Source organism: Bifidobacterium adolescentis ATCC 15703 (genome assembly GCF_000010425.1).
Lineage (GTDB): Bacteria > Actinomycetota > Actinomycetes > Actinomycetales > Bifidobacteriaceae > Bifidobacterium > Bifidobacterium adolescentis.
This window is the reverse complement of the sequence record NC_008618.1, coordinates 1,562,757-1,583,175: the sequence shown is the minus strand read 5'-3', so window position 1 is coordinate 1,583,175 and position 20,419 is coordinate 1,562,757. Positions and strand designations below refer to the sequence as shown.

The 20,419-nt window shown below is 57.6% G+C and carries 22 protein-coding genes; 16 read left to right on the top strand and 6 right to left on the bottom strand.

Annotated elements, in window-relative coordinates:
- Positions 1 to 569: 569 nt before the first annotated feature.
- On the top strand, positions 570 to 1,295 hold the full coding sequence (locus BAD_RS06705; protein ID WP_011743584.1) for a hypothetical protein: 726 nt from the start codon (positions 570 to 572) through the stop codon (positions 1,293 to 1,295).
- A complete protein-coding gene (locus tag BAD_RS09310; protein WP_011743583.1) occupies positions 1,205 to 1,639 on the top strand; it encodes an NAD/NADP octopine/nopaline dehydrogenase family protein in 435 nt (144 codons plus the stop codon). The genes BAD_RS06705 and BAD_RS09310 overlap by 91 nt, the downstream gene beginning before the upstream one ends.
- A gap of 68 nt (positions 1,640 to 1,707) precedes the next feature.
- On the opposite strand, the gene BAD_RS06700 is transcribed toward BAD_RS09310, so the two are convergent.
- Genes BAD_RS06700 through BAD_RS06680 form a run of 5 tightly spaced genes read right to left on the bottom strand, consistent with a single transcriptional unit; the run spans position 1,708 to position 5,311 of the window.
- A complete protein-coding gene (locus BAD_RS06700; protein ID WP_011743582.1) occupies positions 1,708 to 2,475 on the bottom strand; it encodes an amino acid ABC transporter ATP-binding protein in 768 nt (255 codons plus the stop codon).
- Positions 2,476 to 2,490: 15 nt separating this feature from the next.
- Positions 2,491 to 2,988 carry an L-2-amino-thiazoline-4-carboxylic acid hydrolase gene (locus tag BAD_RS06695; RefSeq protein ID WP_011743581.1) on the bottom strand — a complete coding sequence of 166 codons (498 nt, stop codon included), beginning with the start codon at positions 2,986 to 2,988 and terminating at the stop codon, positions 2,491 to 2,493.
- 53 nt (positions 2,989 to 3,041) lie between these two features.
- Entirely contained in the window at positions 3,042 to 3,752 is a 711-nt protein-coding gene (locus BAD_RS06690; protein WP_011743580.1) for an amino acid ABC transporter permease, read from the bottom strand.
- Positions 3,752 to 4,441, bottom strand: a complete 690-nt coding sequence (locus BAD_RS06685; RefSeq protein ID WP_041777388.1) for an amino acid ABC transporter permease — start codon at positions 4,439 to 4,441, stop codon at positions 3,752 to 3,754. Before BAD_RS06685 ends, BAD_RS06690 begins: the two co-directional genes overlap by 1 nt.
- A gap of 24 nt (positions 4,442 to 4,465) precedes the next feature.
- Complete coding sequence (locus tag BAD_RS06680; RefSeq protein ID WP_041777387.1) at positions 4,466 to 5,311, bottom strand: amino acid ABC transporter substrate-binding protein; 846 nt, start codon at positions 5,309 to 5,311, stop codon at positions 4,466 to 4,468.
- 946 nt (positions 5,312 to 6,257) lie between these two features.
- On the opposite strand from BAD_RS06680, the gene BAD_RS06670 reads away from it, so the two are divergent.
- The 6 genes from BAD_RS06670 (at position 6,258) to BAD_RS06645 (ending at position 11,627) form a co-directional block, all read left to right on the top strand.
- Positions 6,258 to 7,106, top strand: a complete 849-nt coding sequence (locus tag BAD_RS06670; RefSeq protein WP_143245385.1) for a hypothetical protein — start codon at positions 6,258 to 6,260, stop codon at positions 7,104 to 7,106.
- 1,270 nt (positions 7,107 to 8,376) lie between these two features.
- A complete protein-coding gene (locus BAD_RS09160; RefSeq protein WP_172761227.1) occupies positions 8,377 to 8,523 on the top strand; it encodes a hypothetical protein in 147 nt (48 codons plus the stop codon).
- Positions 8,520 to 9,683, top strand: coding sequence for a helix-turn-helix domain-containing protein (locus tag BAD_RS09060; protein WP_167524184.1), 1,164 nt, complete (start codon positions 8,520 to 8,522; stop codon positions 9,681 to 9,683). The genes BAD_RS09160 and BAD_RS09060 overlap by 4 nt, the downstream gene beginning before the upstream one ends.
- Entirely contained in the window at positions 9,680 to 10,135 is a 456-nt protein-coding gene (locus BAD_RS06655) for a WhiB family transcriptional regulator (RefSeq protein WP_041777383.1), read from the top strand. Before BAD_RS09060 ends, BAD_RS06655 begins: the two co-directional genes overlap by 4 nt.
- A gap of 275 nt (positions 10,136 to 10,410) precedes the next feature.
- Entirely contained in the window at positions 10,411 to 10,917 is a 507-nt protein-coding gene (locus BAD_RS06650; RefSeq protein ID WP_217268775.1) for a hypothetical protein, read from the top strand.
- A gap of 146 nt (positions 10,918 to 11,063) precedes the next feature.
- A complete protein-coding gene (locus BAD_RS06645) occupies positions 11,064 to 11,627 on the top strand; it encodes a hypothetical protein (protein WP_231836986.1) in 564 nt (187 codons plus the stop codon).
- Positions 11,628 to 11,663: 36 nt separating this feature from the next.
- Here BAD_RS06645 and BAD_RS06640 read toward each other — a convergent pair whose 3' ends face one another.
- Complete coding sequence (locus tag BAD_RS06640) at positions 11,664 to 12,155, bottom strand: LURP-one-related/scramblase family protein (protein WP_041777382.1); 492 nt, start codon at positions 12,153 to 12,155, stop codon at positions 11,664 to 11,666.
- 251 nt (positions 12,156 to 12,406) lie between these two features.
- Here BAD_RS06640 and BAD_RS06635 point away from each other — a divergent pair, with 251 nt between their 5' ends.
- From BAD_RS06635 to BAD_RS06600, 8 genes are all read left to right on the top strand, one after another.
- Positions 12,407 to 12,688 (top strand): TrbC/VirB2 family protein, encoded by a 282-nt coding sequence (locus tag BAD_RS06635; RefSeq protein ID WP_113736361.1) that lies wholly within the window; start codon positions 12,407 to 12,409, stop codon positions 12,686 to 12,688.
- A 4-nt stretch (positions 12,689 to 12,692) separates the two neighbouring features.
- Entirely contained in the window at positions 12,693 to 14,816 is a 2,124-nt protein-coding gene (locus BAD_RS06630) for a hypothetical protein (RefSeq protein ID WP_011743572.1), read from the top strand.
- Positions 14,817 to 16,304: an SCO6880 family protein gene (locus tag BAD_RS06625; protein WP_011743571.1), complete on the top strand. Its 1,488-nt coding sequence runs from the start codon at positions 14,817 to 14,819 to the stop codon at positions 16,302 to 16,304.
- A 56-nt stretch (positions 16,305 to 16,360) separates the two neighbouring features.
- Positions 16,361 to 17,860, top strand: coding sequence for an ATPase (locus BAD_RS06620; protein WP_011743570.1), 1,500 nt, complete (start codon positions 16,361 to 16,363; stop codon positions 17,858 to 17,860).
- On the top strand, positions 17,857 to 18,273 hold the full coding sequence (locus BAD_RS06615; RefSeq protein ID WP_050731459.1) for a hypothetical protein: 417 nt from the start codon (positions 17,857 to 17,859) through the stop codon (positions 18,271 to 18,273). The genes BAD_RS06620 and BAD_RS06615 overlap by 4 nt, the downstream gene beginning before the upstream one ends.
- Positions 18,270 to 18,779 (top strand): hypothetical protein, encoded by a 510-nt coding sequence (locus BAD_RS06610; RefSeq protein ID WP_011743569.1) that lies wholly within the window; start codon positions 18,270 to 18,272, stop codon positions 18,777 to 18,779. Before BAD_RS06615 ends, BAD_RS06610 begins: the two co-directional genes overlap by 4 nt.
- Before the next feature lie 153 nt (positions 18,780 to 18,932).
- Positions 18,933 to 19,970, top strand: coding sequence for a hypothetical protein (locus tag BAD_RS06605; RefSeq protein ID WP_041777525.1), 1,038 nt, complete (start codon positions 18,933 to 18,935; stop codon positions 19,968 to 19,970).
- Positions 19,967 to 20,353 carry a hypothetical protein gene (locus tag BAD_RS06600; RefSeq protein WP_011743567.1) on the top strand — a complete coding sequence of 129 codons (387 nt, stop codon included), beginning with the start codon at positions 19,967 to 19,969 and terminating at the stop codon, positions 20,351 to 20,353. The genes BAD_RS06605 and BAD_RS06600 overlap by 4 nt, the downstream gene beginning before the upstream one ends.
- Positions 20,354 to 20,419: the final 66 nt, after the last annotated feature.

The following is a 20,419-nucleotide window of genomic DNA, read 5'->3' as shown; positions in this document are numbered from 1 at the left end:
TGCAAAACATCGGCGTCATCGCGAGCATGCGACGGACGGTAGATTGTGGAGTACTAAAACATATGCATCGTCAGGGAAGTTCGGCTTCCTGTGGATAAAAAGGAGAATGCTTGATGACGTGCACCGGCACTGAAGCAAAAAGTCTGTCGAAGACGGCTATTTCAGATGACCATCCAAGCACGCTGGGCAAGACGAGCGTGGAGAAAGTCAGCGAACCACTGACGAAGTCCGTGAATTAGGCAGACAGAGGATGCGTAGTTATCAGCAAGCGAATGCCTCTCTTCCTATTGCCCGACAGCATTTACCTTGGCGTCCGATAAGAGGTTTCGAACGTTCTCTTGGAAATATGCATGCAATTTTAAACTCTACGAGCGCATTTGAAAAGAACAAATTCCGCTGCGATTCGTAAAGGAAAGTAAACTCATCAAATTCATTTGCAATGATGCTCAGCACCTGAACGGATTAATCGTTAGTTTTATCCACTATACAGAATTCATATAACAAGCAAGCGTTTTCTGGCCTTCCTTTTTCTACCATTGATTTCAATCAACTTATGGCAAGAAAGAAACATGATGAAAGTAGCAGTCTTTTCAGCAGGGAACACCGGATTGGCCACAGCAGCTCATCTATCAAGTCTTGGTTTTCAACCGATGTTGTATACACGTAACTCCGAAAAACTACGAATGCTTCAATCCCATGCAATGGAATCGACCGGCATACTGGATGGCTCATGGCATATACCAGCAAGCAGGGACGCGAAGCAGGTTTTGAACGGTGCCAGTCTCGCAATTGTGTGCACATGGGCAAATGCACACCGTGCGATTTTCGAAACAATAAAGCACGCATGGCAAGAATTGCCACCTCAGCCTTTGCGGATTCTCGTGTTCAACGGTAACTGGGGCGCATACGAAGCGTATCAGATGTTTTCCATGGACTACATAGTTCCAGAGAGCATAACCATCGCTGAAACCGCTGGAATGCCGTATGTGGCACAAGCGTCATTTGACAGGGATCATCCGGTGCCATCAGCGTCAGTCCATATTAGTGGCATCAAGTCCTCCATTGAGGTCGCATACGCGGCCAATCATGACGCCGACCATGTCATCGATTCCTTTTTACAGGCTATGTACGCCATAGTACGCTATGACACATCCGTCTTCACCACTTCGCTCACTGCTCCCAATCCAATCATTCACGCTCCGTTATGTCTGCTGAACATGACGAAAATCGAAGCCGGTGCCAATTACAAGATGCTGGTGGAAGGATTCACGGAAAAACAGAACGGCTCATCCTAGCTATCGATGACGAACGTAAAGCGTTAGCGAACGCGCTTGGATGCAAATATATTCCAATCGGCAAACAGCTCAATAGCTTCTGGGGAAGTAGCTATGCGACCCTGCGGGAGCTTTTTACAAACAATTCATTGTATTCGCACGTCCGCGGCCCCGCGAACGTTTCGCATCGGTTCATCCATGAGGATGTGCCATTCGGCATCATTCCGCTGGTCAGGCTTGGACACCTGTTAGATGTCCTTACGCCAACCAGCGAGGCCTTATCGACTATCTATAGCATGTACCTCAACGAATCGTTCGACGGTCCCCTGTTCGATATAGAGATGGTTGAGGCATTGGGAAAATGACGCGACGCCGTTTCCTCCCATTCAGACTCATGCAACAACATGTTCAATCATGTTTTCCGAGCTAAACGTCATTTCGCCATCATCTTGCTGAGAAATTCCTTGATTCGGGGCGACTGGGGATTATCGATGACCTGTTCGGGGGTTCCCTCCTCGATGATGTTACCTTGTTCCACGAAAACGACCCGTGACGCTACATTCCTTGCAAAACGGATTTCATGGGTCACAAGGATCATCGTGACGCCGGTGCCGGCGACTTTTGTGATGACATCGTTGACGTCGCTGACGAGTTCGGGATCAAGGGCTGAAGTGGGTTCATCCAGCAGAATCACGTCCGGGCGAATCGCGAGAGCGCGAGCGATGGAGACGCGCTGCTGCTGGCCTCCGGACAGCTGCACCGGATACCTGTCCTCATACCCGTCCATCCCGACGCTTGACAGGGCTTTCAACGCTCTTTCCCTGGCTTCGTTCTTGGCGACGCCACGCACGACGGTCAGACCTTGTGTGACGTTGTCCAGAACCGTCTTGTTCTTGAACAGATTGTAGTTCTGGAACACCATCGCGGTCTTGCGGCGTAGTTCGAGTATCTGCTTGTTCGGCACTTTGCCGCTGAAATCGATGGTGGTTCCATCGACGCGGACGATACCGGCGTCCGGTCTTTCCAAGGCATTCACGCAGCGCAGGAGCGTGGTCTTACCGGAGCCGCTTGGTCCGAGGATGGCCAGCACCTCGCCTTTGCGCACCTCCAGATCCACGCCTTTGAGGATCTCGTTCCCGGAAAAGGACTTGCGGATTCCTTTCAGCGAAACGACCGTTTCGCCGGTATCATGTCCAGTCATACAGCCTGTTTCCTTTCACTGCTTCTTGAAACGCAGCACGCATACCGGCTTGCCGTCTGCGATGGTGCCTTCGAGGGAGAACTTCACATGTGGGAACTGGGCCGCGAAGGCGTGGTCGCCGGCCATGGCGATCTCGCATAAGCGGGCGATCTGCTGCGGATTCTTTCCTTGGCGTACCCACTGGGTGACGTACGGGCAGTAGTGGAAGTCGATCTCGAGCTCGTCGTCGGTCTTCTTGACCGTTTCCATCTCGTAAATCTCACGGTTGTGGTCTGTGCCGAAATTGTCGATGAACTCTTGGAACGAATCGGGATCTTTCAGGGTCTTGCGGAATTCCTTGGCGTTGTCCCTTCCGTAATCGGCTACCGCATCGTACGCGAATTCGTCATCGAGGCCTCGCTTCGAGGCCTCGTCCACCATCCTGCTGATGGTCGCCGCGCGGCGTTCCGAGATTTCTCTTGTGGCGTCGACGGTCTTGCTGCGCAGATGAGGAGTGTTGTTTTCGAATGCCATGATCGGCCTTCTTCCTTGGGTTTGTTTGGTTGTTCTGTCTGAATGTCCAATATTTACGCGCGTGCCGGCTTCAGGAAGAATCCAACGCGTTTGAAGAGTCGTTCCGACCCAAATTCGATGGCCGCGCACACGACCCAGTAGATCAGCGCCGCATCGATGTATGCCTCTAAGTACTGGTATCCGTCGGCGGCACTGATCTGCGCGGTGATGAGCATTTCGGTCACGTTGATCAACGAGGCTAGGCTCGTGCCCTTCAGCAACCAGATGAAGTAGTTGGTCATGCTTGGCAGCGATATCACAACCGCCTGCGGGACAATGACGTGCAGAGCCGTTTGCAGTCCGGTCATGCCGACGGACTGCGCGCTTTCGATCTGGCCTCGGTCCACGGCCTTGACCGACGAGACAACCACATCAGTTATGTAGGCGCCGAAATTGCAGGCTATCGCCACTACCGCCGCGGGGAAATACGAGATGTGCCGTGGATTGAAGTCATAGATGCCGATGGAACCGAGCCATTTTGCCACGAACGGGACCGCGTAATAGCAGAAGAGTAGTTGCACGGCAAGAGGTACGCCCTTGATGAACGTGTTGAGAGCGACCACCAGCTGTTTGAACGCCGGGGCGTTGGACAGGATCACGCATCCGAATATCAGGGCGATCAGCAGCGCGAACAGCGTCGACCAGAAAGTGAGTATCAGGGTCTTCGGCAATCCCGCCAAAACGGTGGGGAAGTCCGTGACCATGAAATCATAGTCGAGTTCCATCAGGCGTACCTCCTTTCATAGCGTTCCATACGATGTGAGGCGAAGGTGAAGCCGACCTCGATCAATGAGCACAGCACGAAGTAGATAATCGCAACGAGGCCTAGTATCCAAAGCTGTCCGGTGCCGTATTGTGCGGATATGATCGCTTTGGCCGAACCAAGGATCTCGACGGTTCCAATCGTGTAGGCGACCGAAGTGTCCTTGAGCACGTCTATCTCGAGATTCTTCAGATTGAGGACCGCGACCTTGAGTGTCTGAGGGGCGATGACGTGGATGAAGTTCTGGACTCGGTTGTAGCCGATGCTCAGCCCCGTCTCGATCTGCCCTTTGTCGACGCCCAGATAGCCTCCCCTCAACGTCTCGCAGATGAAGCATGAAAGATTCATGGCCGTCGCGATGATGAAGAAGACCCCGGGATCCCAGTCGTCGATATCCAATCCAAAGAGGTAGAACACCTTCGGCAATCCAAAGAACACGAGGTAGATCTGCACGATTCCCGGAGTGCCGCGGAAAAACGAGATGAACACCGTGCACAGCCAGTAGAGAACGTTATGACGCCCGACCCTGACGATGCAAAGCAGAGTGCCGAAGAACAGGGCCAGCACCGACGGCACGATCCAGTACAGCAAAGTGGCCGGTAGGTACTGCAGTATTCTGGGCAGCACGCCTGTCAACAGGTCGGACGGCATGACGTTTCACCTCGTTCCGTCGGGTCAGTCCTTGAGGGCGCCGAGTTCACGGGCCTTCTGGAAGTTGTCCTGCTTGAAGTACTTCTCGCTGATCTTGCCGAGGGTGCCGTCCTTGATCAAGGCATCGATCTGCTCGTCGATGGCCTTCTGAACGTCGCCGTTCTTCCTGTTGTACAGGATCACGGTTCCCGCGGCGTCCACCGGATCGGTCACCTTGAGCTTGTAGCCAAGCGTGTCGGCCACGCCATCGTACTGCGCCTTGGACAGATAGACCGCATCGTAGGTGCCGTCATGCACTGCGTTGAACATGTCCTGGAAGGTCTCCTGATTGGTAACGGTGGGAACCTTAATCTTGACATCGGGATTGCGCTTGAGCCAATTCTGAATGGCCACGTAACGTCCGTCTGTCGGAACGATCGGGTCAAGGGTCTTGCCATCAAGATCCTTCAGGCTCTCAACCTTGCTGTCTTCCGGAACGATGAGGTTCATGAAGAAATAGTTATACGGCTTGGAAAGCAGATACTGCTTGGCTCGGGCGGGGGTCTCGAAGAACGCGCCGATCAGTGCGTCGTACTTGCCCTGCTTGGTGCCGATCAGTGCGGTCTGGTAGTCGATGACGCTGTATTCGAACTTGTAGTTGTCGAGCTTCTTGTCGATGGCTTTAAGCACGGTGAGGTCGAAACCGGCCGGATTACCGTTCTTATCCGCATAGGAGTACGGCGGATCCTGGGACTCGAGAACGAATTTAACGGTCTTGACCCCGTTGTCGGATTCCTTCGCGTTCGCGGTGCCGCAGCCGGCCAACGCCCCCAACGAGCCGACCGCCACAAGTGCCGCGACCACCGTGGTGAACAATTTGTTCCTTCTCATTTGTCTTCCTCTCTTCGGAAAGCGTTGTCGTGTATGTGGCATGACGGTACGCCAGAAAAACGGGGGGAACAAAATTCTCGGTCATATGTTTTGTTTATAGGCAGTGCCAACAGCGCGAATTGGAGCCGGTTGATAACTCGTTATAACCCTCTTTCGTCTCATTATTCGAAACCGTCGATAACTTTTGTGCAGGGGTCCGCAGCCACGCTCGAAAACAGGAAAAAACTGAAAGCACATTTCTGTTCATTGCGTTTTATACCAAGCTCATATCCGCTATAACGCAGTTCGATAGCAAGAATACCGTGCGCTAATCATCAACAGGGTTGCAACATCAACTATGTTGTTCATGACAGTGCACTTCCCACATGCATGTATTCGAGATGATGCATGATTTCTGTTCTAGCCACGCAAAAATGAAATAATTCGGAACTCGAATCTAAGAAGAGCCTTCGCCGCATGACCAGCACCAAGGCAATGGTCTTACTGGATGGGTTACCGAATAGTGTCCAACATAAACGGACGAATGTTCCCATCCAAACATGTAGACATCGTGTCCCGTTCATCATGGATGGGACATAGACAATGTTTTCGGCGCTGTGCGCCGTCGAAAAGAGCGGGAAGCGGTTTCCGTGCGGATATTCCAGCCGGAAGGAGTCACCATGGAACGGGAAAACGGTCAGCTAGGGGACTGGAATTCGGAGCGTTGGACGCGTATGAGGCCCGCCGACGCCTTCGCGCATCAACACTATCGTCCAATCAAGGCTGGTCTCACACCAAACAGCCCAATAAGCCCAGCCATAGTGTTTGGACAGCTTGCCGACATAGAGGCGATAGTATGAGCGGGAGATGGGACTCGAAGGGGAACGAGTGGACGAATCTTAGGTTTCCGAATGGGTTTGCGCACCCATTCATGTCTCAGAGCCGCGACGGGAGTGCGCATGAGCGTATGCTTGTGGTCATCCCAAAGGGTGTCATTCTATCGGATGGCCGCAACTTGGGCGGTTGGAACCTGAGCGTGCCGGCATCTCCATGGGCATTGATGCAGAAGCGCACTGGGAGACCTGTGAACATCGGGCTGCGTTCCGACCAGCCCGTCGAACTGTTCAAGGGACGTGGGGCCAAGCGGCAAGTAATATCGCTGGCCAGCCCCGAGGAACTGCGCGCCGCGCTGAATGAGCATCGCGACAGAATGCTTGGTCAAAACACCGTTCGTGACAAGCCGGCCGCTATTGCGTACAACGTAATTCCAGCGTTTGGACAAGGTGCGGGGGGAGGCCTCGCTGATGCGGCCCCTCAGTCATATGAGCCGGCGAATGACGAAGGTATGCGTCTATTCAATGATCTCGCTTTCGATGTCGGTTTCGTCTCGCGGATGGATATGCTCGTATCCGGATTCGCGGACGATTGCATCCATAACCGTTACGATCCGGAAGCGGCCTTGGACAGAACCCGCTCGTTGACAGAGCAGGCCACTCGTCTTCTGGAACCGTTGTCCGGCGTGGTCTTCAGCGATATGGCAATCGATTGCGCCGCGAACCTTGCATTGTCGGCAGTGACTGACGCGATCAATGGTTATATCAACGAACTCACGGATCGCGGTGAAGGCAATCCATCCATTATCGCGGCGAACCATGCGGAATACGTCGAAGACGCACAAACCTGTCTGAACACGGAGCGATGTTTGCGCATGTTCACCACCGCGTATGGCAAGACAGCAGAAACTGATGTATTTGGCGACACGATGTCCATCGAGAACCTATCCATCGGCCCAAACATGATGACGCGATTGAGATAGGGGAGAATGGTCAATCCCACCGTTCCAACAACATTCGACTCTTTGAATCCACCTATCTGGCTGGACCTGTTTTTAGGGAATCAGCCATCACGTCGATCAATAGGGAAGGATCACTTTCAACCTTGATAAGTATTACCAACCAAGCCGATATCACGGATATTCACAATCCGAAAAACAAGCACCCTAAGATATCTTCCACATCGTGTGTATTCGTCATCCAGATGTTGAGATTGAACAAAATCCAATTTGTACTTCTTGTAGCGAAACGATACGTTGTTTTTTGTGACAAAAAAGTTACCGTCAGAAGTGAATCACAAGGAGTGTGAATGCTGAAGAGGGTAAAGGATTGGCTACAGCATAGCCACATCTCATACCGCAATCTCGCTGACGAGATGAATCAATCGGTGAGCGGCATTTGCAAAAAGCCCGATGGCAAAACCTATGGCCCGTCCACGATTTGCCCTGACTGAAGACACATCTGGACCATCCTTACGACTTTGTCATCGGCAATACGCCGCGGATGAAACAGAGGAATGGACCAGAGACATCGCACCGTTTGAGGGCAGATGTCGAATAACTAAAAATTAAAAAGGGAAGTCCCATCCCATCGGAAACGCAAAACCATCAGGGACAGGGCTTGCATGCGAACCAATGGTCGGAAAGCCTGCCGGGGCATTCCGATCGTCTTACACCCCCTCGAGGACGAAGAAAGGTCCACATATATTATGATAGCTGAAACCACCATCCAAGGCGTTTCCAACGTCAAGTGTAGATTGCAGATCAGTACTGAATGGTACACATTGTCTACAACATCCGACGAAGCGGTTCTGATGTCACGACACTGGTGTCGAAGCATGGCACGGCACAGACTCATAACCACCCTAAGTAAACCCTATAAATGTTGCGCCGACCATTCAAGTCCGATGACGGTATGCGTCCGCGTCAGACATGCAGTTTCGAAAGAAAGGAGTGTGGAAAGAGATAGAGCCGTAGGCCGTAATCCAAACTCGCAACACGGCGATTGGGACAACTTTGGATGCTCGGTCAAGCGCATCGCGGACAACGTCGACAGGTTGGAGAACAAGAACGAGGAGGGCACAGGCTCATCGGCTGAGGTGGATTTGCATACAGAACGAGGGAAGCGTTCCGCTTCGATGGCTGCACACCCCTCCGCAACCCATTCCATCAATGGGGAAGGGAAGCGTTCCGCTTCGATGGCTGCACACCCCTCCGCAACCCATTCCATCAATGGGGAAGGGAAGCGTCTGTAATGGAGGCCATGTATATCGTGTTCGCGGCCGCGGCTCTGGTATGTCTCGGTCTGTTGTTGCCGGTCTTGTCTCTTATCGCGACCGTACTGTCAGCGCTCGTCAGCCTGCTAAGAAGCATCGCCAAGCTGATTGGCGGTGGACGATGACAGCCGGGACTCTTGAGAAGGTGTACAGACTAAACGATCCAAAAATCAGTCCGACGATGGGCGCGGTACTCGCATACTACGCCTTCCGCTCCTACTACATGGACGGACGTTGCGCGTGGCCGTCGCTTACCACGGTCGCGAAAGCGTGTTTCTGCGACGAGAAGACGGTCCGCCGAGCGCTGGCCCGCCTATGCGAGATTGGTTACATGAGGCTCAGCCCCGATCAGTCATGGAATGTGCGTGACACAACCACCGGCGAGCTCAAACGCAGGGGATATCGCAGCAAGGTCTATGACGTGCTTGTGGAGAACTTCGCCTCAATGGCTGACGAGGGGGCTTCCGAACGTGCCGGAGAAATGGTGGAAAGGCAGACCGGTCAGAATGCCCACCCTGACGAAAACGTTGAAAGCATGCCGATTCCACAGACCGGTCAGAATGCCCACCCTCAGAAAAGCGACGAAAACGAGAGTGGACATCCTGTCCCTTCAGACCGGTCAGAATGCCCAACTACTAACAAAAGACCAACTAGCAACCCCTCTCTCCCTACGGGAAAGCTCCCCGCAGGCGGGAAGCGCATCATCGAGGAGAAGAGGATGGAACGTGTGGAAGACGCCAGCGCCGATGTGTGGAGGGTGATGGATCGTCTCGCTTCCGTCCGTTCCAGGCTGGCGCTGTCTACGTCGAAACCTACCGGACGGGATTTTGCGAGAACTTCGGATCTCATCGGACGTGTTACCAAAGCCAATGGTGATAATCATGCGGTCGCGATGGCTCTGATCTTCGACATCATTGACTGGCTGCCGGCGAACACACATTGGCTCGGACGCGTTGATTCCGCACGCCATCTTGCCGACAACTGGGAAGGCATCGCCAACGACTGGACCATCGTCCAGATCAAACGCCGTCGCGAACACGACGAAGCCGCCCGGAACCAAGATCGGAAAACAGTCGACAAACGGTCGTTGATTCCCGACAGTCACTCGAGACGACACACGCATTCGCTCCTTTGCAAGCATGTCATCGCCGACATGAGGCCACACGAGGATGAATACAGCCATGAGGGAAGTCTGCGCTACGGCAAGCCGTCAGAATGGCAGACCGCGTGCATGCGGCACGCGGACAAGCTCAACCGACGAGATGGAATCAAGGTGACGGAATGACCGGAGAATCCAATCTCGTCACCGGCGTCTGCTCCGGTCTTCCACTAGGCATCCAGGATCTCATGTGGGGCACCGACAACGAACGAATCAAAAGCACATCCGACCAGAGGGTCCTGAAAAGCACCGCGCGCATCCTGTGCGACATGTGTCCCATCCAGGCCCAGTGCCTAGCCCAATCCATCATCAGCCGCGAGCAGCACAACAGAATCGGCGGCCTCGATGTCAAGGCGCGTCGCATACTCCGCCGGCACGCCGAAGCTGATGGAGTGAATCTGTCGCCATCGAGCCCAGCGCGGACACGGAATCTTACCGTGTGGCTCCGGGAGCATCCCGAACTCGTCCGAGAGGTCCGCACGCAGTCGACCACCCGTGAGGGGAGGCGGCGTAGAAGTGAGGACCAGTACATTTATCGGCATCGCAAAGCGATGCGGGAAAAGGCCGGCGAAGCATAGGGCATCTGATGTGCCGGGCAGGCCTGGTCCCGGCACGTCTTATGTCCATCGAACTTGTAGACACCGTGCACCGCGGCGCGTCCTTCAGCAATCCAAGATGGAAGCACGGGAAACGACAGAGCAACGTCCGATTGGAAAGGCTGGCGGGAATGGCACAGGCGACACGGCAGCAGGTCAGGAACATGCATGGGCTGATTGAAACCATGAAGGAACGCGAATACGTTCCTGGTGAGTCGAAAATCACCGACGACCGAATCACCGACACGTTGAGGGGCATGGCCGAACCGAACGGGCTGACGGATGCGGTGATAGCCAAGATCATTCGCCCAGACATGGGATTCGACGAGTTCGAGTCCATTGCCGACTTGGAGGAAAAGGCCTCGTATGACGTGTTCGACACGCTTCGTGCCATTATGCTGCCTTCCGGCTATGACGTGTCGCACGCCATGGCACGCGCGTTCAAACAGGATATTCCGCGCCTTTTCGAGCAGTTCGCGATACTGATCCATCCGGCGTCGGAGCGTGCCGGGGCCTATCGCATCGCGGCCACCATCAGTTATCTCGAAGGAGATTCCACGATTCGCTGCAAGCATTTTGCAGATATGCTGTTCCAGGTCAAGCCCGAGGACGAGATGCTCCGTAATCTCTCCACCGCGCTGATCCATGGCGTGGAGCCGGATCGGCCATCCGGAATCGAAGATCCTTCCAACATCCGAAACCAGCGGATGGACAACGCGACGCTCGGAGCGACTGCCGCCGAATCCGCAACGGCTATCCGATAAAGGAAAAGAGCATCATGAACGCGGACAACGGGTATCTCCCCGCTTTCGACTCCATGCCGCCATTGCCACCGCACCCGTCGGCACGTTCCCGAAACCGGCCGAACGAAAGCGTCTCGGGAATCCATCCGACCCCTCTAAATCCTCCAATGCCGAATCCGATCATTCCCGCACCCGGAAACGATGACGGGCGCTCGAAGATATTCGCCGCGCAGCCGATCCAGGTGCCGCCACCGATTCCATCGTTCGCCGCCCGGCCCGCTCCGGGCCGCATATGGCTGGTGGGCGCGCATGGCGGATCGGGATGTTCCACCATCCGCATGAGCGCAAAAGACAGGTACGTGGACGCGGGGCGCGCGCTGCCCGTCAGCACCGACCCACGTGTCCCAAGCCGGATCGTGCTGTGCGCGATGTGCACGGGACGTGGCCTCGAATCGCTCAGAAATCTGCTCGCCAACTGGAACGACGGGCTCTTCGGCGCGAGCGTCCTTATGGGAGTGGCCGTGACCATGCCATCGCCGAGAACTCCGCGCGAACTGCGCAGGGGAACACTTCTGGTCGGTTCCGCCGCACCAGCCTTGTGGCGGCTTCCGTTCATCCGCAATCTCGACCTCGACGGTTTTCCCGAAGCGTATCCACATGCGTATGAGAGGATGCTCAAGGATCTCAACGGGAGCATGCAAACGGCTGACGGCATCAGCGGCAATGGCTAACCATCCGTGGAAGCGCGCTTCCTGGATGCCGTACGCTCAGGCCGATGTATTGGCCGCGGCCTCATCGGCTTTGACACGGTCGATGGCTATCACCAGTGCCAGAATGAGCACGTCCAGTCGGTCATCAAGGACCCGCACCTCATAGGAGTCTCCCCAAGAGAGGAGCTTCTGCCGGATATACGCGACCTTGGCGCCGTCCATCGACGCCTCGAAGCTCAGATCCCACCAGTCTCCCGTGATTTGCAATCCTGGAACGTCGATGTCGTACCGGTCGCGAAGGAACGTGAATCGTTTGCTGATGGTCGCTTGTGTCAATCCTTCCATGGTGACGGTGAAGCGGGGGAGCAACGAGAACACCTCTTTCTCGATGCGTGCCACCTCGATGCCGTCAACCGACGTGATGACGAATGATTTCGGAATGGCGAGGAAGCTGCCGCGCACGTAATAGCGTGGGTTGCCGGCGATGTCGGTCACCGTGAATTTCTCACCGATTGAGAACACCTTCTGCTTGACATACATCGTGCTCATCGTTGATCCTTCCGACACCATCTTTACGGCTTGAATCTTATTGGCAATCTTATATGTCACAAATGACTTCGCCGTCTGCCGGTAGCCATGGGCATCGAGATGGAACGTGTAGACGCCGTGCACCGTCGGCCAGCTTGGAGCATGCGACGGTGGAAATGCATGGTCAACTACATCCGAAGGAGAAACCACACATGATGATGTTGGAACGCATCGCATCCGCAGCCGATACGGTGCAGGACGCCGCATACGGTATGGTCCTCGCCGACCTCCAGAACCCAAGGGCGTGCCTGCCTCCCGGATTCTCCAGTCCGGTGACCACCGCGCTCGGATGGGTCAAGGCCCTCGGACTGGTCGTCGCCATTGTCGCACTAATCCGCATTGGCGTGCATGTGCTGCGTCAGCAGGGCGACGGCGTGCCCGACAGGGACGACACATTCGACAAGATCATCAATTGGGTCGTCGGCATCTTCATCGTCGCCGGAGCTTTGGCGTTCATGAGCGCGCTCGGACTGTCCATCGCGGAAAGCTGCTGAACGGATGGCAAGCCGGCGCAAGGGACGCCTGTCCGCGATGCTTCTCGCGCTGGTGGCCGTCTTTTCCCTGACGGCCTGCGGAGGACCGAACTTCGATGCGCTGAAGGATGACCTCAAATTCGGCGACGAAGAAATCGCCGACACACAGACCGTATATTCCATGAAGATTCCCAAAAACGGCGTGGGAAAACTGATCCGAAGCAACCAGATCGCCTATGCAAAGGCCACATGGGCGAATGCCATCAATCCGTACTTCAACGGCAATGCGAGAAAGTATCTCGCATCGGTCCCCGCGAACCAATGCGTCGCCCTTGCCAACACGTACCAGGAGGAGACTCCTGACGCGGGACCGTGGAACTGGAACGCGGCCAACAATTCCTGCGATAAGACCCGTAAGCTCAGCTGGCTCGAGAAGACCATGTGGACGATGTACGAGCAGCAGTCCGACGATACGATTGAATGGCTCAGCACGACCCGCAATACGCTCGTTGCCGCGCCGGGTACTGTGGACACGCTTCAGAATTCCATCCTTCCCATGTATGACACGTGGGACACGAACGTCAACAAATACCTCAATGTCGCCCAGGCCGTACTCGTCGTCGCGGCGGCCATCAGTCTCATGATCCTCGCGGCGCGCATCATCTGGCAAATCGGCAACGGCTCGGCTGGCATGGACGGGCATCTGCTCGGCAGGATCGGCTGGATTTTCCTAGGCGTGTTCATGGGGTCGTCCGCCGCGAGCATCGCGCTCACGTTCTTCAAACAGGCGAATATGACGCGCACCGTCGTCAACGGCGTGCCCACGGCCACGGCGGGACGGTCCACTCCTGCGCTCACGTCATGGACGCCGGGAGCTGGAACCTCGTTTTTCGTGTCCGATTGGGTACGGCTCCAGGTCGATCCGTTCCTGATCATCGCGGCTGTATGTGGTGTGATCGCAGCCGGTTTTAAGCTGATCACCACGCAAGAGGGACGTGACTTGGTCCCTTTGGGCAAGGCGTTCATGTGGTCCATGCTCACCAGCGTGTGCCTCGCGGGATTCGTCAATCTGTTCCAAGGCACTGTGGACACGTGGACGGCCGGCGTGCTCAGGAGCGCGTCCGACATGATGAAGTCGGCGTGGAGCCATAACACCCTCGCCGCATCAGAATTCTTCAATCTTGACTGGCCGATTGCATTGGTGTTGACCATCGTCATGTGGTTCTGCAATCTCATCAGCAAGGTGTTCTGCTATCTGCGTGCCGGTCTGCTGCCCATTCTGGTCGGCATCGCGCCGGTGTGGGCCGCGATGAGCTGGATGGAGACTGGACGCCAAGCGTTCGGCAAGGTCATGGGGTGGCTGTTCGCGTTCCTCATGTACAAGCCTGTAGCCGCACTCGTCATGGCGACGGGGTGCGCGATCATGACGACCGCCGGCGCCGGCGATGACAGCCAGGCCATCACCCTCATGCTCACCATCAGCGTAATCGTGCTGCTTCCCGCGATGATCAGGCTCATCGTCCCTTCCGTCGCAGGAAGCATCGGCGGCGGAGGTGTCATCCCGTCCATGCTTGGCGGAATGGCCGGTATGGGCGTCATGGCGGCCGGCGGCGTGCTCAAAGCCGGCGCAAAGGGCGTGATGGGAGCGACCGGCGCCCTGTCCGGGAAGGTGAAGCCTTCTGTTCCGAACGGCGCGAAACGTGCCGTCGGCTCCGGAGAAAACGCTGGAGCAAGTGGCATCGGATCCGGCATATCAGCGCCCGGCCGGCCCGGAAGTGAGGTGGCCAAGGGTGGCGGTGAGACCATGTTCGGTGGTTCCTCCATGCCGGACGGAACCCGTGCGGCTGGTTCCGTTCCGAAGGGTGCGGTGGGATCTTCGGCGTCGAATGGCGTGAAGACGTCCATGGCCGATGACGGGACCGGTTCCGTAGACGCGCCTTCCGGAGGAGGCATTCCTGCGGCGCCGCCATCATCCGGCTCGGGAGGCGTACGGCCGTCCTCCGTTGCGCAGCAGCCTCGGAAAGACGTTGGACGGCGGGTTAGCGAACCGTCAGCCATACAGAGGGTCCGGGCGGAGTTCGGCAGTGTTCCGGACGGAGGGCCGCACGGTGCGAACCGTTCGGGCGCACGTAAGACAAAGGAGTTCTAAATGGCTTCCAATACCACTTACGGCGATTGGATGCGTCCCATCGCCGGCGGCATTCGCAACATCGGCAGACCGTTGACGTTCGCGGGTCTTGGCGTACTCGTGGCCACGCTGATGCTGTCCATGGTTAACGTGGTTGCGGCCATCGCCACCGCGGTCGTCGGCATCGGTGTCATCGCGATACTTGCCATGCGCGACAGGGAGCACCGCAATGTGCTTGACCGTACTGTGGAGCGACGCACATGGCTCGCCGAATCAAGGAAGGGACGGGCGTTGTACCGTTCCGGCATGCTCGCCCCGGTCGAATCGGGGCAGTGCCGTCTGCCCGGCATCTTGTCGCGCGTCTCGCTCGTCGAGGCGAACGATGGGTTCGGCAACCGGCTCGCCCTGATACGTCACGGGCATACCGGCGAATATTCGCTCCCGTTCTCATGCCAGCCACAGGGCGCGTCCCTCGCCGATGACGATGTCGAGGACGCATACGTCGCCTCATGGGCCGGTCTGCTTGAGTCGTTGGGAGGCGAGATGGGAGTGGCCCAACTGTCCGTGACCGTCGATACGTCGCCCGATTCTGGCGTGCGGTTCCGCCGCAACCTCAGCAAGCGCACCGTTCAGGACGCGCCTGAACTCGCTGCAAGGGCCATGGCCCAGATCATGGACCTGTATGCGACTGGCGGCGCTTCCAGCAGCGTCATCCTCACGCTTACGTTCCGTTATGTCGACGCGCGCAACGGAAGATTCCTGGAACCAGACGAGGCGGCCCGCCGTATCGGGCAGCTCGTTCCCAATCTCATCCGCCGCATCGCAGACGCGGGAGGCGGGACCGCCCGCACGCTCACCATCGACGAGATCAGCCGCATGGTCCGTGTCGCATATGATCCGGGCGCGCAGGATTCGCTCGAGCAGACCGACGGGCGGCCGTGGATCGAATGGGAGGATGCCGGTCCGGTCGCTTGCGAGGCCGGCTGGGACCATTACCGGCATGATTCCGGTGTGAGCCGTACGTGGGAGATGTGCGACCCGCCGAAATCCAACGTGACCAGCTCTACTCTGGCGCGTCTGCTCGGTCCTCTCGCAGACTGCGACCGCAAACGCGTCACCGTCGTGTTTCATATCCTGCCTCCTGACAAGACCGCGTTCATGGCCGAGCAGAACAGGCAGAGGGCCGCCAACCAGGTCAGCCAGGAGAAACGCGCGTCCATCAGTGCTATGAGCCAGATCAACAAAGCGAACCGTCAGGCCATCGAAATCGACCGAGGTGCGGCCATCGTGTTCTTCGGACTGCTCGTGACCGCCACCGTGCGCGCCGGCGATGACGAGCGCATACGTCTCGAACAGGCCGCGCACGCCGTCGAGGGCGCCGCGGGAAGCGCGAAGATCGACCTGCGGCCATGTTATGGCGCGCAGGACACGGCGTTCGCCGCGAGTCTTCCACTCGGGCTCAATCTCAGAACCTATTCGCCGCCCAACGCGCTCACCGCGCTCTCATGAAAGGAACGCATGCCATGCGGAACACGAACACGAAAGACCGAGGCATGGATCCGGACATGCCCCTTCTGCGCCGGCATATGCCATCTCCGTCGCCGGAGCCAATCTGGAGGGGGCGGCGAGCAAGGGGCGGCGGATGGGCTGGACTGATGCCCACGGTCGACGAGTTCTTCGGCACCAGCACGCAGGTGTGCGGCGGGTTCTGGCCGTTTGTCACCGACATGGCCCTGCCCGTCGAGGGCGTGCCCATAGGACGGAGCATGGCGACCGGCGCGGGCGTGTGCTGCGATCCGATCAGTTGGTTCCGGGCCGGCATCATCGAACAGCCCAGTATGTTCGTCATGGGTCTGCCCGCAATCGGCAAATCCACGTTCGTGCGCCGCCAAGCATGGGGGATGAGCGCGCTCGGTATGAACGCGATCATCCCCGGCGATCTGAAGCCCGACTATGCCGAACTCGTCCGCCTGCTTGGCGGCCAGGTCATCCGTCTGGGCAGCGGACTTGGTTCCATCAATCCACTCGATCCCGGCGGCATCCATGACGCGCTTAAACGGCTTGCCGGCAAATCCCGCGAGGATTTGCTCGCCGACTACCATGAACGCCGTAGCGCTCTCATGGAGGTGCTGTTGACCATCAGTCGCACGGGCCGTGAGGAGGGACGCCGCACCGTATCCGACGTGGAGTCGAACATCCTCGCCACCGCGCTCAGGATTCTGTACGAGCGTACCAAGAACGATCCGGAGCCACCCGTTATTCCCGACCTGCGCGACCTTGTCAAACAGGGCACGCCGGAGATACGCGCGGCCGCCGTGTTCGACGACCCTGAGAATGATCAGGCGTATGCACGCGCCGTGCGCGATCTGCTCTCCAGCCTGCATGGGCTTGCGAATCCGATGGGACGGTTCGGACGCTTGTTCTGCGAGCAGACCACCGAACGAATCGAACTGTCCCGGCCGGTCGACTTCGACATCAGCGCCCTTGCCCAAGCCGGTGACGATGTCGTCGCCGCGGTGCTCGCCGCCACATGGTCGAGCGCGTTCGCGGCGAAGAACGCGACCGACATGATGGCCGAGGCCGGGCTGCTGCCCAGACGCAACCACGTCATCATCATGGACGAGATGCATCGTGCCCTGCGCGCCAGTCCGCTCATGGTCGACCGTCTTGATCTGCTCACCCGCCTCAACCGCCAGTGGGGCGTCGGACAGATCATGATCACCCACACGTTTGCCGATCTGCTGTGTCTGGACACCCAGGCGCAGAACAACAAGGCACGTGGTTTCGTGGAGCGCAGCAAGATCAAGGTCCTCGGGGCCTTGAGCCGCACTGAGATACAGCATTACCTGCGCGGCGAGTCCGGCCTGCCTATCAGCATGCGCGAGGAGGACATGCTGTCCGATTGGGCCACGCCCACGAATTTTGACGCGAACGCGAGCTTCAAAGGGGTGGGCAAGTTCCTCATCAAGCTCGGCGGACTGCCCGGAATCCCTGTCACCGTGCAGATGTGCGGCATCGAGCATTCCGGATTTAATGACACGAACGCGAAGTGGAACCGTCGATGATCGCCATCGTTCCCCATGCGATTACCGACACGGGGCTCGGCGTTTCAATCCGTCTCGCCATTCGCGATCTCGCCGTCGTCAACGGATACGGCGACGCGTTGTCGGTCCGTCACGTGCGCCGTGGCGCGGATGACGGGCTGGACCGGCCGCTCGATGCCGCTTCGGTCGCGATCGGCGCGCGCGGCTTCACGCTCCTGTTCTGTCCCCGCGCCGTCATGGAGCCCAATGCGTTCATCGCGCTTGTCATCGACCACGCGGGCCGGATCATCTGGCAGGAGGACACCGACCATCCCAGTTATTATGAGTCGTACGACCTTGCGCGCCGTGCATTCGCTCGTCTGCATCGTTTCGAGCGCGAAAACAGGAGACGGGTCATGACGCCGTCCCGCAGGACAAAAAAGGATGGCCAGTGAACGAGCGTGAGCAAGGCAAGGTCGTCCACATGCCCGATTTGCTCGATCCGACCTTGGATGAGCTTGAACTGCTCGCCGAATCCATAGGGGAGAAGGCCGACGGGTTCGAACTGGATATGCCTGACGGTTCGACCGCGCGCGGCTACCGCACGCCCGGCGTCCACGGTCCTCTGCCGGATGGCTGGCACGTTTACGACATCATGGAGTGCGATAGCGATCGGTGGACGCCGTACCCGAGATACGAGGACATCGATGAGGATGAGCGTGAGGATGGCGAGAACGGACGCTATGAGACCAGTTTGGCCGTCGACGACAATCCCGGACCACATTTCGTCGACCAAGGCGACCCGTTCGTCACCAGATACGATCTGACTGGCGTTGATTGGGAGTTCGACGAGGATCACTGTGGGTATGACGGTACGCAATTGTCCGACGACATCATGCGGCTCTCCATACCCGTCATATCCGAATCCGCTTGCGGCAGAGCGGATTCGATGATCCGCTGACGGAATCGAGAAGACCGGAATGCATGCGGCCGGACGCATATCCGTCCGTCTACCTCCACGTAGACATCGTGCCCTATTGCGCCGTCCATGAATGTCGACAATCGCTTTGAAGCAACGGCATGGAATGCCGTGACGGGCAGAAAGGCGGACGACATGGCGAAACGGACTATCAGCGAGACGGAATTGCGTCAGTGGATCGACGAATGGGGAGAGGAATCCCATGACGATATCCTCTCCAGCGACGACGAATCGGATATAGCCAACAGAATCCTGGAACATCATACGGGAGGCTCGTATCCGGACGATGACGACTGGGACGAGGCGTGGAAGGCGTTGCGGGACATAATCCGTCCCGCATTGAAACATGTCGACGGAGTTTTCCCGGACGGCGCGAAAGCCCTCGCACGGTACGTGCGCGAGCTTGGCCAGGGCATCGATCCCGAAACCGGTGAGGAAGCCGGACGGAGGGACGATGAGAAGCCCCGTCGCACGTCGTTCCGGATTCGTGCCATCGCCCACGCCGACCCGGTGGAGGAACCGTGTCTCGACAAGATCATCCAGGCAGCCGAAGAGGACTACCGTCATGATGTGCTCGCCGGAGGCGACACGGCGCGTATGGATTGGCTCAGCGCCGCCGCGTACGAATGGCGGCGTCTTATGCTTGAGCCGCACGCGCCGACCGACCCGGTGACGGATCCGTCCGCGTTGGCAATCATCGCGGTGGGTTTGCGGCATGCGCCCGACGCGACCCGCGCCATGATGGCCACGGATGTGCTCAGTCCCGACCTACCGGACATGCGCGAGTTGAGAGGCATCGCCACCACCGCGGAACAGGACGTCCCGGTAGTGACACTCATTCCTAACCTGATTGGGCAATGGCCCGACGCCATTCCTGACAGGGATTCGATACTCGACCGCGATCATGCGGCATGGCGCATCCTCTCGCCGATTCACATGAACGCGTCCACTCCTGTCGAGGGGCGTATCGAAGGATTGCTCTCCATGTTCGACCATGTCGAATATGACGGTTCGACGCATGGCATGGAACGTGAGCATGCCGAACGCGCGCTCCGTTTCGACCCGTCGGACCGTTTCGCCTCCGCAGCGCTGGATGCCGCAACAGGCCCGAATGAAATGACTGGCCTGGTGGAATGCTCAGACCACGTGGAAGATGGGAGGATGAAGCGATGATCGATGATCGGGGCCGCGCGTTCGACATCGAGGACGTGGAGATGAAGACCACTGCGGCATGGCGGAACGGGCCGCGGGCCTTCGACGCGGAACTGCCGGATGGACGGGTTCTCGGACATGTCATGCCTTATGAGGGCAGGTGGTTGTGGCGACTGTCGGACGATGTCGAATGGCATGATCCGGAGCCGGTCAGAGGCGGCATCGCGCGATTCATCGATCCGGATGGGCGGGAAGCGGCCATCCTGAATCTGCTGGAAGCCATCGAGACGCGGTATTCCGCATCGGGCACGGACATGGAGCGCGATATGGGCGAGGCTTTCACGGATGCGGACATCATGACGGGCGTGGAGGATGCCACGGATGCGAGCGGCGTCACGCGTTGAACGACGGAAACCTGTAGACGTCGTGTTCCGTGGTGAGACCGGTAGGGGCGCAGGATGACGTGTGGA